General features: G+C 71.9%; 9 protein-coding genes. 2 read left to right on the forward strand and 7 right to left on the reverse strand.

Features of this window, described 5'->3' with window-relative positions; genetic code table 11:
* On the forward strand, nt 1–2965 hold a 2965-nt coding region (locus tag Q0654_RS16740), incomplete at its 5' end, for a DUF11 domain-containing protein (RefSeq protein WP_298855999.1).
* Nucleotides 2966–3067: 102 nt separating this feature from the next.
* Here Q0654_RS16740 and Q0654_RS16745 read toward each other — a convergent pair.
* The 7 genes from Q0654_RS16745 to rraA all read right to left on the reverse strand — a co-directional run bounded on the left by Q0654_RS16745 (nt 3068) and on the right by rraA (nt 12457).
* Nucleotides 3068–3559, reverse strand: a complete 492-nt coding sequence (locus tag Q0654_RS16745; RefSeq protein WP_298856000.1) for a methylated-DNA--[protein]-cysteine S-methyltransferase — start codon at nt 3557–3559, stop codon at nt 3068–3070.
* A gap of 1 nt (nt 3560) precedes the next feature.
* Nucleotides 3561–5036: a DNA-3-methyladenine glycosylase 2 gene (locus Q0654_RS16750; RefSeq protein ID WP_298856001.1), complete on the reverse strand. Its 1476-nt coding sequence runs from the start codon at nt 5034–5036 to the stop codon at nt 3561–3563.
* Between the two features lie 300 nt (nt 5037–5336).
* A complete protein-coding gene (locus Q0654_RS16755; RefSeq protein WP_298856002.1) occupies nt 5337–5882 on the reverse strand; it encodes a DUF1287 domain-containing protein in 546 nt (181 codons plus the stop codon).
* Nucleotides 5883–6004: 122 nt separating this feature from the next.
* Entirely contained in the window at nt 6005–8323 is a 2319-nt protein-coding gene (locus tag Q0654_RS16760; protein ID WP_298856003.1) for a hypothetical protein, read from the reverse strand.
* A gap of 120 nt (nt 8324–8443) precedes the next feature.
* On the reverse strand, nt 8444–11230 hold the full coding sequence (locus tag Q0654_RS16765) for a serine/threonine-protein kinase (RefSeq protein WP_298856004.1): 2787 nt from the start codon (nt 11228–11230) through the stop codon (nt 8444–8446).
* Between the two features lie 92 nt (nt 11231–11322).
* A complete protein-coding gene (locus tag Q0654_RS16770; RefSeq protein WP_298856005.1) occupies nt 11323–11871 on the reverse strand; it encodes an ECF-type sigma factor in 549 nt (182 codons plus the stop codon).
* A 97-nt stretch (nt 11872–11968) separates the two neighbouring features.
* Nucleotides 11969–12457 (reverse strand): ribonuclease E activity regulator RraA, encoded by a 489-nt coding sequence (gene rraA, locus Q0654_RS16775; RefSeq protein WP_298856006.1) that lies wholly within the window; start codon nt 12455–12457, stop codon nt 11969–11971.
* Between the two features lie 234 nt (nt 12458–12691).
* Between rraA and Q0654_RS16780 the strand changes: the two genes are divergently transcribed.
* Nucleotides 12692–14800, forward strand: coding sequence for a serine/threonine-protein kinase (locus tag Q0654_RS16780; protein ID WP_298856008.1), 2109 nt, complete (start codon nt 12692–12694; stop codon nt 14798–14800).
* Nucleotides 14801–14838 lie beyond the last annotated feature (38 nt).

The following is a 14838-nucleotide window of genomic DNA, read 5'->3' on the forward strand; positions in this document are numbered from 1 at the left end:
GACGACGGCGGTGGCGACGGTGACCGACGTGGTGCCGGCGAGCCTGACCCTGGGCGCGATGCCGGCGAACTGCTCGGCGACCGGCCAGACGGTGACCTGCACGATCGCAGCGGGCCTGGCGGTGAACGACAGCGTCAGCTTCGTGATCCCGGTGACGCCGACGGCCGCTGCAATCCCCAGCGTGCAGAACACGGCGAGCGTCGGCGGCGGCGGTGATCCGGGTTGCCCGGGCCTGCCGCGCTGCACGAGCACGATCGACACGCCGGTGAACTCACCCGCCCTGACCATCACCAAGACGGCCAGTGCGGCGAGCTTCGTGGTCGGCACCCCGGCGAGCTACACGCTGAGCGTGCAGAACACCGGCAGCGCGGCGACGACGGCGGTGGCGACGGTGACCGACGTGGTGCCGGCGAGCCTGACCCTGGGCACGATGCCGGCGAACTGCTCGGCCGCGGCTCAGACGGTGACCTGCACGATCGCGTCGGGCTTTGCGGTGAATGCGACGGTCAGCTTCGTGATCCCGGTGACGCCGACGGCGGCCGCGGCTCCGAGCGTGCAGAACACGGCGAGCGTGGGCGGCGGTGGCGACCCGGGCTGCCCCGGCCTGCCGCGCTGCACGAGCACGATCGACACGCCGGTCAACGCGCCGGCGCTGACGATCACCAAGACGGCGAGCACGACGAGCTTCGTGGTCGGCACCGCCGCGAACTACACGCTGAGCGTGCAGAACACCGGCACTGCGGCGACGACAGCGGTGGCGACGGTGACCGACGTGGTGCCGGCGAGCCTGACCCTGGGCACCCTGCCAGCGAACTGCTCGGCCGCAGGCCAGACCGTGACCTGCACGATCGCAGCGGGCTTGGCGGCGAACGACAGCGTCAGCTTCGTGATCCCGGTGACGCCGACGGCGGCTGCAATCCCCAGCGTGCAGAACACGGCCAACGTGGGCGGCGGCGGTGATCCGGGCTGCCCGGGCCTGCCGCGCTGCACGAGCACGATCGACACGCCGGTGAACGCGCCAGCGCTGACGATCACCAAGACGGCGAGCGCCGCGAGCTTCGTGGTCGGCACGCCGGCCAGCTACACGCTGAGCGTGCAGAACACGGGTACGGCGGCGACGACGGCGGTGGCGACGGTGACCGACGTGGTGCCGGCGAGCCTGACGCTCGGCACGCCGCCGGCGAACTGCTCGGCCGCAGGCCAGACGGTGACCTGCACGATCGCAGCGGGCCTGGCGGTGAACGACAGCGTCAGCTTCGTGATCCCGGTGACGCCGACGGCCGCTGCAATCCCCAGCGTGCAGAACACGGCCAGCGTGGGCGGCGGTGGTGATCCGGGCTGCCCCGGCCTGCCGCGCTGCACGAGCACGATCGATACGCCGGTGAACTCACCGGCCTTGACGATCACCAAGACGGCGAGCGCCGCGAGCTTCGTGGTCGGCACGCCGGCCAGCTACACGCTGAGCGTGCAGAACACGGGTACGGCGGCGACGACGGCGGTGGCGACGGTGACCGACACAGTGCCGGCCAGCCTGACCCTGGGCACGCCGCCGGCGAACTGCTCGGCCGCAGGCCAGTCGGTGACCTGCACCATAGCAGCGGGCCTGGCGGTGAACGACAGCGTCAGCTTCGTGATCCCGGTGACGCCGACGGCGGCTGCGACCCCGAGCGTGCAGAACACGGCCAGCGTCGGCGGCGGCGGCGATCCGGGCTGTCCGGGCCTGCCGCGCTGCACGAGTACGATCGACACGCCGGTGAACGCGCCGGTGCTGACGATCACCAAGACGGCGAGCGCCGCGAGCTTCGTGGTCGGCACCCCGGCCAGCTACACGCTGACTGTCGAGAACACCGGCAGTGCGGCGACGACGGCCGTGGCGACGGTGACTGACGTGGTGCCGGCCAGCCTGACCCTGGGCACGCCGCCGGCGAACTGCTCGGCCGCAGGCCAGTCGGTGACCTGCACCATAGCAGCGGGCCTGGCGGTGAACGACAGCGTCAGCTTCGTGATCCCGGTGACGCCGACGGCGGCTGCGATCCCGAGCGTGCAGAACACGGCCAGTGTCGGCGGCGGCGGTGATCCGGGCTGCCCGGCAGCACCGCGCTGCACCAGCACGATCGACACGCCTGTTCTGGGCCCGAACGTCACGCTGGCGAAGACGGCCAATCCGGCCAGCGGCAGCCTGGTGGTGGTCGGTGCCACGATCACCTACACCCTGCAGGCGACCGTGTCGGATGCGCCGCTGACGGCGGCCTTCCAGCTGACCGATACCCTCGGTCCGGGCCTGCTGCGGGGTGCGGTGACCGCTGGCCCGTTCACTTGTTCGGCAGGTGAGCCACTGGTCTGCAGCCTGCCGAGCGGAACGGCGACAGGCACCTACAGCCTCAGCTACACCGCGACTGTGCAGACGGGCGCCACCGGCACGGTCAACAACAGCGTGACGATCAGCGGCAACGGCGGCGACCCGGATCCGATCTGCTCGCCCTGCACCACGACGCATCCGCTGGCATTGGCCGATCTGCAGGTGATCAAGACGGTCGACCAGATGACGCCGAGCTTCGGCCAGGTGATCAACTTCAGCGTGCAGGTGCGCAACAACGGCCCGGACGCGGCGACCAATGTCGTGGTCACCGATGCGCTGCCCTCGGGCTTCGAGCTGCTGGGCACCACGCCGAGCCAGGGCAGCTACACCGCGCCGCTGTGGACGGTGGGCAGCCTCGAGGTGGGCCAGGTCGAGACGCTGGTGATGCAGGTCCGCGTGCGCGCTACGGGCAACTACCGCAACGTGGCGACGGTTCGCGGCGACCAGTTCGATCCGATCGACAACAACAACGAAGACTCGGTCGGCCCGACGCCGCCGTCGAACCCGCGACCGGCCGTGATTCCGGCGGACGCGCCTTGGGCCCTGCTGAGCCTGATGCTGCTGATGATGGGCATGGCAGGCCTGCAGCTGCGGCGGCGCGGATGATGGGTTGACCTTGTCGCAGTAAGGAACAGAGCCCCGCCACCGTGCGGGGCTTTGTTCTTCCTGGATCGCCAGTTTCGCGATTGATGCGCTTCGTGCAGCGCCTCAGGTCAGCGCGAAGCGTGCGTTGGCCTCATGCGCCAGCAGCCAGCGTTTGACCTCGACGCCGCCGCCGAAGCCGGTGAGGGCACCGTTGGCGCCGATCACCCGGTGGCAGGGCAGCACGATCGGCAGCGGATTGCGGCCGTTGGCCGCGCCGACCGCGCGCGTGGCGGTCGGCCTGCCGAGCGCTGCCGCCTGCTGCGCATAGCTGCGCGTCTCGCCGTAGGGGATTGCGGACAGCGCCTGCCAGGCCGCGCGCTGGAAGTCGGTGCCCTGCGGCGCCAGCGGCAGCTCGAAGGACTGGCGTCGTCCGTCGAAGTACTCGTGCAGCTGCAGCGCCGTCTGCCGCAGCAGGGGAGTCTCACCCGCGATCCAGTCCGCACGGGCCTGCGGATGGCGGTTGTTCTCGAACTCGATGGCATGCAGCGCGGAGGCGCTCGCCGCGAGGCTCAGGCGGCCGATCGGGCTGTCGATCGTGATCCAGCAGATGTCCATCTCAGTCTCCTTCGGCGGCGGCGCGCCACAGGTGCATGACCGCGTAGCTGCGCCAGGGGCGCCAGTCTTCGGCGCGCGACGCAAGCGCCGCCGCGCTGGCGCGGCTGCCGTCGTTCGGCAGCGCCTTCTGCAGCACCAGATCGCCGCTGGGCAGCGCATCCGGCTGGCCCAGCGCGCGCAGCGCCAGGTAGTGCGCCGTCCACGGGCCGATGCCGGGCAGGGCGGTGCAGCGCTCGACGAACTGCACCAGCGGCTGGGCCGGATCGAAATCGAGGCGGGCTTCGACCACGGCCTGCGCCAGCGCCCGCAGCGTGCGCTGACGCGCGCCGGTGAGGCCCAGCCCGTCGAGATCCGCTGTCGCGAGCTCGGATGCGGTCGGAAAGCGGTGGCGGAAGCCCAGCGCCTGCATCGGCTCGGGCAGCGTCTGGCCGCAGCGCTCCAGCAGCCGCTGGGTCAGGGTGCGCGCGCCGGCCACGCTGATCTGCTGGCCGATCACCGCGCGCACCGCGATCTCGAAGCCGTCCCAGCCGCTGGGCAGGCGCAGGCCCGGACGGGCGCGCAGGAGCGGCGCCAGGCGCGGATCGCGCGCCAGCACCGATTCGATCGCCGCGGGCTCGGCGTCAAGGTCGAACATCCGCCGCACCCGCTGCACGACTTCGCGCAGATGGCCGGCAGGCACGGCATGCAGCTCCAGGCGCAGGGCGCTCTCTCCGCCCGGCCAGCGCGAGACGCGCAGCCAGGCGTCGCGGCCGAACTCGATCGCGCGGGCGTAGGCCTCGGCATCGACGCGCTCCAGGCCATCGAGCGCGCGCGAACGCAGGAAGGCCAGCAGCGCCGCGAAGTCGTAGGGCGGCCGGTAGTTCAGGCGCAGCACCAGTCGCTCGGTCGCCTCGACGGGGGCGTCGAGGCGCGTGCCGCGCAGCCGGCTTGGCGCCAGCCCGTAGGCCTGCAGGAAGGCGGCGTTGAAGCGGCGCAGGCTGGCGAAGCCCGAGGCCAGCGCGATCTCGGTGACCGGCAGCGCGGTCTCGCTCAGCAGCTGCTTGGCGAACAGCAGGCGGCGGGTGGTCTCGACCTGCAGCGGCGAGACGCCGAGCTCGCTGGCGAACAGACGGCGCAGCTGGCGCTCGCCGACGTGCAGCCGCTCCGCCAGCGCCGGTACGCCAGCGCTTTCCAGCGCACCCTGCTCGATCAGCCGCAGCGCGCGGCCCAGCACCGCCTCGCCGCGGCGCCAGGGGCCGGCAGCGGGTGAGAGCTCGGGCCGACAGCGCAGGCAGGGGCGATAGCCGGCCGCCTCGGCGGCAGCGGCTGTGGCGTAGTAGTGGACGTTGCGCGGCCGCGGTGCGGGCGCCGGACAGACCGGTCGGCAGTAGATGCCGGTCGAGCGCACGGCGGTGAAGAACAGGCCGTCGAAGCGCGCATCGCGCGACAGGCGGGCCTGTTCGCAGATGGCATCGGGCGGGGGCGGGATCGGCGGCATGCGCACAGACTAAGGCGCCCGCGGCGTTTGGACTCGCCGGATCCGGACATGGATGTGGTTCGAACCTTGCGCGGGTGTTGGAGCGAGACGCGGCTTGAACGTTTAGCGGGGCGAGGGTCGAGCCCATGGTGGGCCAGGGCCCACCCTATGGGCCTTGCGAGAGGCTCAAGGCCCCGCAAGGCGTCCGCGAACCCCGGCCCTCGCGGACAGCGCTCGGGCGCTCCTCGGCGCGCGGACCCGTGGTCCGCAAGCGCGCCTCCTCGCTCCCCAATCCCCAATCCCCAATCCCGCCCACGCCGATCAGTCATCAAGAGCAGGCGGCAGCCAGCGGAACCGGCCTTCGATCGGGTAGGCGAACAGGATGTCCTCTTCGCGGGCGCCAGCGCCGATGTTGTGCAGGATCAGCGGCCGGCCATCGACATGCCGGTCCGAGACGATGCCGATGTGCGGCAGGCCGCCGGGCAGGCGCCAGCTGACGATGTCGCCGGGCTGGTAGTCGGCGGGATCGTCGGAAGCGCTGAGCGCCGCGCCCTGTCGACGCAGCCAGGTTTCCAGGTTGGGCACGCGGCGATGGTCGATGTTGCGGTCGGGCCGGCGCAGGCCCCAGTGCTGCGGGTAGCGCGCGAAGTGCGCGCGCATGTCCTCGTGCACGGCCACCTGCAGGTCGACGCCCAGGATCCGGAAGGCGCGCACCACGACATCGGTGCAGACACCGGTTTCGATGGGCACATCGCCGCCCGGATAGTCGAGTCGACGGTAGCTGCCGTCGTAGCCCAGGGTGATGCCGACCTGCGCGCGCGCGGCCGCGACCAGCGTCGCGCCGGACGGGCCAGGCGCAGCCAGCACGGGCTGATCCGGCAGGCACAGCAGCAGTGCGCACTGCGCGCACCCGAGGAGCAGGCGTACAAGCGTCGGTCGTTCCATGGCGCCAGACTAGCGCGCCCTGCGCGCCGACACGGCAGGGCCGCCTACTCGAAGCCGTCGCGGAACAGCTCGCTGCCGATCGGGCTGACCGCGAGGCTGATGCCGTCGAACCAGCCGTTGATCGCGGGCGGGTTGGTGATCCCCACGTCAACCACCACAAGGCTGACCGTCAGCGAGCTGTCCGGTGTCCATGCGGCTTCCGCCAGCTGGATCTCGGCGGGCGTGGCCGGCTGCGTCCAGCTCGTGCTGCTGGTGAGGAAATGGTCGCCCGAGGCATCAGCGCTGCCTTGGGTGCAGCCCTCTCCGCCGTTGTGGCGCAGCTGCCAGTGCAGCAGGACGGAGTCGCGCGTGCTGATGGTGGCGCCGACCGAGCGGCCCCAGCCGTTCAGCGCATAGCGGCCCGGGCCCGGCAGGTGCACGCACTGCTGGCGCACGCTGACCCGCGCCTGCGGGATGTTGCCCAGGCTCGCCTGGATCGCGCCGGAGCCGGGAGTGGTGGTCGCGTTCTGCGCACTGCTCCAGACCGAGGCGCCGGCGGTGACTTCAGGCCACAGTCCGAGGTCGCCGCTGAGGTCGAAGTCGCCGAACAGTATCAGCGGCGCCAGGCTTTGCCGTTCGAGCGCGCCGAGGTCGCGCGGCCCGCGCGGGAAGTTCGCGCGGAGGGGCAGGTCGACATCACGCGCCTGTCCGCGCGCGTCGCGGTCGGCATTGCTGGTGGCGGGTGCGTAGTCGAGCGCCGGCGAGCCGGCCCGCAGGCGATAGTCGTCGCGTGCGGGGTCGACGAAGCGCGGATCCGCCTGGGTGACGAAGGCGAGGAAGCCGGTGTCGATGGACGCGCTTTCCTGGGTGACCACGTCGACCACATCGCGCGTTGCCGTGCCCTGCATCGACAGCTTGCCCGGCTGCCAGAGCACCGAGCGGCGCAGGCTGGCGGCCCCCTGCAGATTGAAGATGGCCGAGCCGGAGATCGTGTTGCCGGCAATGGTCAGATCGCCCAGATCGAACAGCGGGCAGTTGCCGCTGACTACGTGGGCGCTCACGGTGTTGCCGCTGATCAGGGCGTTGTTGAGGCTCATCAGGCAGGCATCGCCGCGGAACAGCTGGCCCACGCGGTTGTCGCGAATCCACGGGCCGCCGCGCTCGACCACCTCCAGCGTGCTGCCGGCGATGCGCAGGCTGCCCCATTCGCGTACCCGGATCAGCGCGCCGTGCGATTGCAGTCCGGCGCCGTTGAGCGTGGCATTGCCCTCGATCAGCGAGCAGAACTCGCCGACGGGACACAGCGGGGCGAGCGCCCCATGGTCGATCTCCAGCTCGCCGCCCGCGCCTTCGCCGCTGGCCTGGAGGTCCTGGTCGACATAGACGGCGGCGCCGTCGGGCGCGATGTTGTCGAACACGCGCACGTTCGCGAGTCGAGCGCGGGCAAGCTGATTGCTCTGGCTCGAATCGAAGGGCCGCAGATAGATCGCGCCGCCGGCCACCTCCGCGCTGTTGGACTGGAAGGCCGTGCGCTGGCTGGCCGCGGCTTCCAGCAGGGCCACCTCACCGCTGCCGGGGTCGGCAAGAACCGCTGCGCCGCCGCCGTAGCGGGCGCGGTTGCCCTGTACCTTGGCCAGCCCGTTGGCGCCTGCGCCGCGCAGGCTGGCCGAGGCCGAGTGGGCGGCGGCGCGGATCAACAGCGCGCCGCCGTAGCCGCGACCATCGCTGCCCTCCGCCTCATTGTTGAACAGCAGGCTGTCGGCGGCGTGCATTTCGAGCACCGCCTGGTCCAGGTAGATGCCGCCGCCGTCCGAACTGGCGGTGTTGCCGATGACCTGCGAGCCGGCGCCCAGCACGATCCGGCTGACGCCGTTGCTGCCGGCGACGTGGATGCCGCCGCCGCGGGTAGCGCGGTTGCCGCTGATCAGGGTGCGCAGCGTCTGCAGCTGGCCGGGACCGCTGAAGTACAGGCCGCCGCCGTTTCCGGTCGCGGTGGTGCCCACGGCGTCGCCGCCACTCAGCTCCAGGTCGACCAGGTTGACCCGGGCCTGCGCTGTCTGCGTGCCGATGCGCAGCACCGAGGCGGCACTGCCGCCCGCCCCGCTGATTGTCGTGCGGCCGCCGTCGCCGCTGGCGTCGGCGCAGCTCGGATAGCCGCCGCGCAGTTCGAGGGCTTCGCCGGCCACGCTCGTCACCAGGGCCTGTGCGGTCCAGCTGGCGGAGCGGGTGATCAGCACCGTGTCGTTGCCGGGAGCCGCCGCCGCGGCGTCCAGCGCCGACTGGATGCTTGCATGGGTGCAGCCTGTACCGACACCGACCCGGAAGGTCGCGGCCCATGATGCGTTGCTGAAGCAGAGCAGGAGCGACAGGCAGGGGACAAGCATGCGCAGCGTCGTCATCGGCGGGACCTCGAAGGGGTGTGCCTCGATGAACGCCGTTTGCGCCGGAGTTGCGACATGCCGCGGTCGATCCGCGCGCGATACCCGGCGGCGACGCGCCCGAAGTCAGCCGTCGCGCAGTGCGGCGATGGCCTGGCGGGTGCGCTCGGGCAGGTCGGCCGCCGGTACCTGCAGTGCCTCGATGTCCTGGAAGGTCTGCTGCAGGCCTTCCCGGTCGCCGATGTCGCGCTGCATCCGCGCCCGGTCGACCAGGATCATCACGGCGCGCGTACGCCCCTCGGGCTCGCGCGCGCGCCAGTCGGCGTAGGTGCGGTCGATCTCGGCCAGACCTTCCTGCGAGCGGCCTCCCAGGTGCAGGGACTGGGCATAGCCATGGCGGATCAGCGCCGCCTCGCGCGAGCGGCCGTGGCCGATCCGTTCGAGCAGATCGAGGGCTTCACGAGAGAGCGTCTGCGCGCCGGCATAGTCCCCGCGCCGGGTTGCGACGTTGGACAGGGTCGACAGCGAGTAGGCCACGGTCGGATGGTCGTTGCCGAACAGGCGGCGCCGCTCGGCCAGCGCCTCGCGCATCGCCGCCTCGGCCTCGTCCAGCCGATTGGCGCGGTAGAACACCTGGCCGAGGTTGTTGCGCGAACGCGCGCACACGTCATCGCGGGCGTCCAGCACGGCGCAGAGTGCAAGCGCCTGCTGGTACAGCGCGATGGCATCGTCCTCGCGCTGCTGGGCGCTGGCCAGCGCGCCCATGGCATCGAGGGTGACGGCGATTTCCAGGTGGCCGCGCCGATACACGATGCGCTGCATCGCCAGCGCGGCATCGAACAGGCGCCACGCCTCTTCCGGGCCAGGCCCGCGGGCAAGCGCCTGGCCGAGGGCGCGCTGGGCACGGGCGATCGCCGCGTGCGGCGCGCTGTGGATGCGTTCGCGCAGCTGCAGCAGCTCGCGCAGGCGCGCCACGCTGTTGTCGAGATCGCCGATGCCGTCCTTGGATTGGGCGAGGCTGGACAGCGCCCGGACGTAGCGATCGTCTTCCGCAAGGCCGCGCGCCCGCCAGCGCTGCAGCCGCGGCTCCAGCGTTTCGATCGCCTGCGGATAGCGCTGGCTGGCGGCGAGCAGGTTGCCGAGCTCCAGCCCGGCCAGCAGCGCGTCCTCGCTGCCCTCGCCATGCTGCTGAAGCGCGAGCTGCAGCGCTTCATGCTGCAGTTCGATCGCCGTCTCCGGCCTGCCCAGCGCGAATTCAGCCTGCGCCAGCACGCCGAGCGCGCGCAGCGCCTGGCCGGTGTCGGTGGCGCGCAGTCGCGGCAGCAGGCCGCGCAAGCTGGTCGCCGCCTGTTCGTGCTGGCCCTGCTGCTGCCAGGCGTCGGCCCGGATCAGGCGCAGCCCCTCCAGCGCCGCGGGCTCGGCGTCATGGGCGAGCAGGGCCTCAGCCTGCGCCAGCACGGCTTCGGCCTCGTCATAGGCCGACAGGGAGAGGGCGACCTCGGCCACCGCGCGATACAGCGCGAGTTGGGTGGGCGCATCCAGCTCGCTGCTGGCGGCAAGCTGCCGCCGGGTTTCGGCGACCAGCTGCTCGGGGCTCAGGCGGTCCTCACGCGGCAGGCTGGCGCGCGCGCCCTGGAACAGATTCAGCATGAACTGGCTGACCGCTTTGGCGCGGGCGCTTTCCTGGCGCGCCAGTTCGGCCTGCCACAGCACCGTGCTGATGGCGGCCAAGCTCGCGCACAGCAGCAGCAGCGACAGCACGACGCCGGTGCGATGGCGGCGCAGGAACTTGCGCAGGCGGTAGCTGCGGGCCGGTGGGTGCGCGCGGACCGGCCGCGCCTGCAGGTGTCGCTCGATGTCGTCGGCCAGCTCTCCGGCCGAGGCGTAGCGACGAGCGGGGTCCGGGTCCATCGCCATCTGCAGGATGTTGTCGAGGTCGCCGCGCAGCGCCACCCGCAGGGCCGTCGGTGACAGCGGCGCCGCGCGCGTCGCGCGATGGGCGTCGGCGGAGGCGCGCCGGCTGCGCTCGCGGGTATCGGGGCGCTGGCCCAGCAGCAGCTCATGCAGCAGCACGCCGAGCGCGAACACATCGGTCGCGGTCGATATCGTTCCACCCGCATGCTGCTCGGGCGCGGCGTAGCCGGGCGTCAGCGGCGCCAGCCCGGTGCCGGTCGCAAGCTCTTCGCCCTCGTCAAGCAGTTTGGCGATGCCGAAGTCCAGCAGCTTCACCTCGCCTTCGGCGGTGACGAGGATGTTGGAGGGCTTGATGTCGCGATGGACGATCAGCTGCCGGTGTGCCGCCTGCACCGCCCGGCAGACCACGCAGAACAGCTGCAGCCGTGCGCTGAGATCCAGCCGCGTACGTGCGGCGTGCTCGGTGATGGCGACGCCGTCGACGTATTCCAGCACCAGGAAGGGCACGCCGGCCGCGGTCACGCCGCCATCGAGCAGATGGGCGATGTTCGGATGCGATAGCGCGGCCAGCGCCTGCCGCTCGCGGCGGAACATGCGATGTTCGAGCTCCGAGAACAGTCCACGACGCAGCAGCTTGATCGCGACCTGCTGCCGGAAGCCGGCTTCCGCGCGCTCGGCCAGGAACACCGCCGCCATCCCGCCCTGGCCGAGCAGATGCATCAGCCGGTAGGGCCCGATCGATTGGCCGACGTAGGCATCGAGACAGCGCTCGCTGGCCTCGCCGATCTGTTCGGCGCGCTGCTCGGCGGGCAGGTCCAGCGGGCCACGGCCTGCATCGGCCGCCAGCAGGCGCCGCAGCGCGGCGCGCTCGGTGGCATCCGCCACCGTGGCTTCGAGCCATTCATCGCGCGCGCTCTCCGGCAGCTCCAGCGCCGCATCGAACAGCGCGCGCAGTCGCTGCGGGTCCGGCGGCAGCCCGGTCCGCTCAAGCCCGTGCATGACCTGCTTCCTTGGTCTTGGCGGCGGCGGGGGCGGCAGTTCGCCGCGGCAGCGCGCGTGAGCCTGCCGGTGGGTGCGGGCCGTCGCGCATGTCAGTCGAGACGCGCATGCAGGAAGGCGCGTGCGAAGCGCCAGTCGCGGTCGATCGTGCGCCGGGCCACGCCCAGGGTCTCGGCTACGGCTTCCAGCGACAGGCCGGCGAAGTAGCGCAGCTCGACCACCTGCGCCGCGCGCGCGTCGACCTCTGCCAGGGCACGCAGCGCGGCATCGAGCGCCAGGGTTTCCTCGGCGCTGACCAGCGCGAGCGGCAGATCATCGGCTTCGAGGGTGACAGCGACCCAGCCGTGCCCGGCCTTCAGGCGCAGGCGGTCGCGCGCGCGGTCGCTCAGCAGGTGGCGCAGGGCGCGCGCGGCATAGGCGAAGAACTGCGCGCGATGGGCGAACTGCAGCTCGCCCACAGCCTGCATGCGCAGGTAAAGCTCATGGACGAGCGCAGTGGTCTGCAGCGTGGCGGGGGCATCGCCGGCCAGGCGCCTGCCGGCCATGGCCTTGAGACGCTCGTACACCGCGGCAAACAGCACATCCGCCGGCTCGGCCTCGCGCCCGCATGCAGGCGGGTCCGTTGGTAGTGGCTCCGACACGGTGCTGCGCCCCCGACGCTGCGGCCCGGAGCGCCGAGTCTATCGCGGGTTCCGTCCAGCGCTGACAGAGGCGACGGCCGTGCCGTGCCGGGCCGACTCAGCCGGCTTCCTGCAGCCGCTTGGCCGAAACCACGATGCCGTCCTCGTCGGCATACAAGTAGTCGCCGGGGCGGATGTCGACGCCGCCGATGCGGACCGGCACATCGCGCAGGCCCTGGCCGCTCTTGTCGGTCTTGCGCGGGCAGGTGCCCAGCGCCTTGATGCCGATCTCCAGCTCGGCCAGCGCGGCGGAGTCGCGCACGCAGCCGAACAGCACGATGCCTTCCCAATCGTTCTTGACCGCAAGCGCGGCCAGCTCGTCGCCGAGCATCGCGCGCTTCAGCGAGCCGCCGCCGTCGACCACCAGCACCCGGCCCTGGCCGGGCTCTGACAGCGCCGCGCGCACCAGGCTGTTGTCCTCGTAGGCGCGGATCGTATGCACCGGGCCGCCGAAGGCGATGATCCCGCCGAAGTCGGAGAGCGGCTCCTCGACCACCCGCAGGGCGTCGCCGTAGGTGTCACAGAGGTCGGTGGTCTTGGCTTCCATGGGGGGCTCCGGTGCGTGGACTGGCCCGGCATTGTAGGCGCTGGCCGCGGTGGGACGGGCGCGCGGCGCGTGCCGAACCCGCGCGAATGAACGCCCGCCAACGCCGCTGCCCGCGATGTCGTGTTGCATCGCCGGACTTCGTACTACCCGGCACAAGGCCCGCATCCCGCGGAGTCCGCGCCAAAGGCCGGTGCTACGATGACCGCTACCATCCCGTCGCCCCAGGAGGCGACCATGAAGACCCACCTCGGCCACTACGAGATCGTCGCGGAGCTGGGCCGCGGCGGCATGGGCGTCGTCTACAAGGGCTTCGAGCCGGCGCTGAACCGTTTCGTCGCGATCAAGGAGCTCTCGCCCTCGCTGGCGCACGACCCGCAGCTGGTCGAGCGCTTCCTGCGCGAGGCGCGCTCGATGGCGGCGCTGAACGACCCACACATCATCCAGATCTACTTCATCGGCCAGGAGAACGGCCAGCCCTTCTTCGTGATGGAGTTCGTCGAGGGCGATTCGCTGTCGGGCCTGCTGAAGCGCGAGGGTCGCCTGCAGCCGGAAGTGGCGCTGAAGATCCTGCACCAGACCGCGCAGGGCCTGGCCACCGCGCACGATGCCGGAGTGATCCACCGCGACATCAAGCCCGGCAACCTGATGCTGTCCACCCGCGGGCAGGTCAAGATCGCCGACTTCGGCATCGCGCTCGCCACCCAGGATCTGTCGAAGAAGCTCACCAGCACCGGCGAGTTCGTCGGCACCCCCGGCTATCTCTCGCCCGAGGTGTGTCTCGGCAAGCCGGTGGACCAGCGCTCCGATGTGTTCTCGCTGGGCATCGTGCTGTTCGAGATGCTGAGCGGGAAGACGCCGTTCTCCGACGAGAGCCCGCTGGGCCTGATGCTGGAGGTGGTCAAGGCCGAGATTCCGGACGTTCGCCAGCTGAACGAGGCGGTCGATCCGCAGGCGGCGGCGATCCTGGCCAAGATGCTGGCCAAGGACCCGGCCGACCGCTTCCAGAACTGCCACGACCTTGCCGCCGCCCTGCAGGCGCATCCGCTGGTGGCGCAGACCGGCGCGCTCCGGCTGCCGGCCGCGCGGCCGGCGATCTCCGATGCGACCGTGATCGGCGCGCCGACGCCGATCTCGCAGCCCAAGCGCGCGCCTACGCCGCCGCCGGTGGTGAGCGCCGCCGGTGTCGGTGTCGCGACGCCCGCGCCGGCTTCGGCGCCGCCGCCGGTGCCGCTGTCCGCGCCTGCGCCCGCCACGGATGGCGCGACCCGCGCCCGCGCCCCGGCGCGACCCTCGGTGCTGGAAGCACAGAAGCGCGGCGGTGGCGGCAAGCTGGCGCTCGGCATTGCTGCCGGCCTCGCCCTGCTCGTCGCCGGCAGCGTGTTCGCCTTCCGCGCGCCGCTGATGAACCTGGTGAGCGGCTTCTACGACGGCTTCGTCGGCAGCAGCTACTCCGACGGCGTGGCCGCCGGCCGCGCCAGCAATCCGATCGGCAGCAGCAATGCGGCCACCGCGAGCAGCGCGATGGCGCCTGACAGCGCGGCGGTGCCGGCGCTGTCGCCGGTGGTCAGCAATGACACCGCGACGGGCACGGCCGAGCTGATCGCCGCCGACACCGCCGCAACGGCCAGCGCCAGCACCGCGATTGCGGTGCCTGCGAGCCCGGACGGCGCGCAGCTGGCCGCCGCCAGCACCGCCGCATCGGCGCCGACCACGCTCGCGGTCGAAGCCGGCGGCAGTCCGGCGGCGCCCGTCGCGCCGACGACGGCGGCGGCTGCACCCACGGCAAGCGCCACCACCGCGCAGGCAACGCCCTCAGCCGGTGCGCCGAACAGCGTCGCCGTGCCGGCCGCGCCGAAGGCCGCGCAGGTCGCCAGCGCCGAGCCGCCGCGCAGCCAGGTGCCGCCGCCACCGCCGCGCATCGCCGTGGTCGCGCTGGGCGACTCGGCGATCACCGGCCCGGCCCGCCAGCGCATCGAGGAGCAGCTGATCCGGCTGGGCTTCGACGTGGTCGACAGCGAGCTGCTGGATGTCGATGGCGGCGCGCCGCTGCCGCAGCTGTTCCGCCAGATCCGCCGCCAGGCCGCGGCGGTGGTGGTGGTGCGCGCCGAGCCGATCGGCTCGCAGGAGCTGCAGTACTACGGTCAGAGCTCGACGCTCTATTCGGTGCAGCTCGGCGTGCGCGCCTATGCGGTGGGTGACCAGCGCCCGCTGGGCGCGGGCTGGCGCGAGCGCGTCGACTTCACCACCTTGAACGCCGAGATCAAGGCGCTGGAGTCGGTCGAGCCGCGCCTGGACAGCGTGGTCGATGCGCTGTCGGACTATCGGCCGCGGCGGCGCAGTTGAGGTCGAGAGCGGGAATTGGGGATTCGGGATTCGGGATT

The organism is uncultured Aquimonas sp. (assembly GCF_937888285.1).
Classification (GTDB): Bacteria; Pseudomonadota; Gammaproteobacteria; order Xanthomonadales; family Xanthomonadaceae; genus Aquimonas.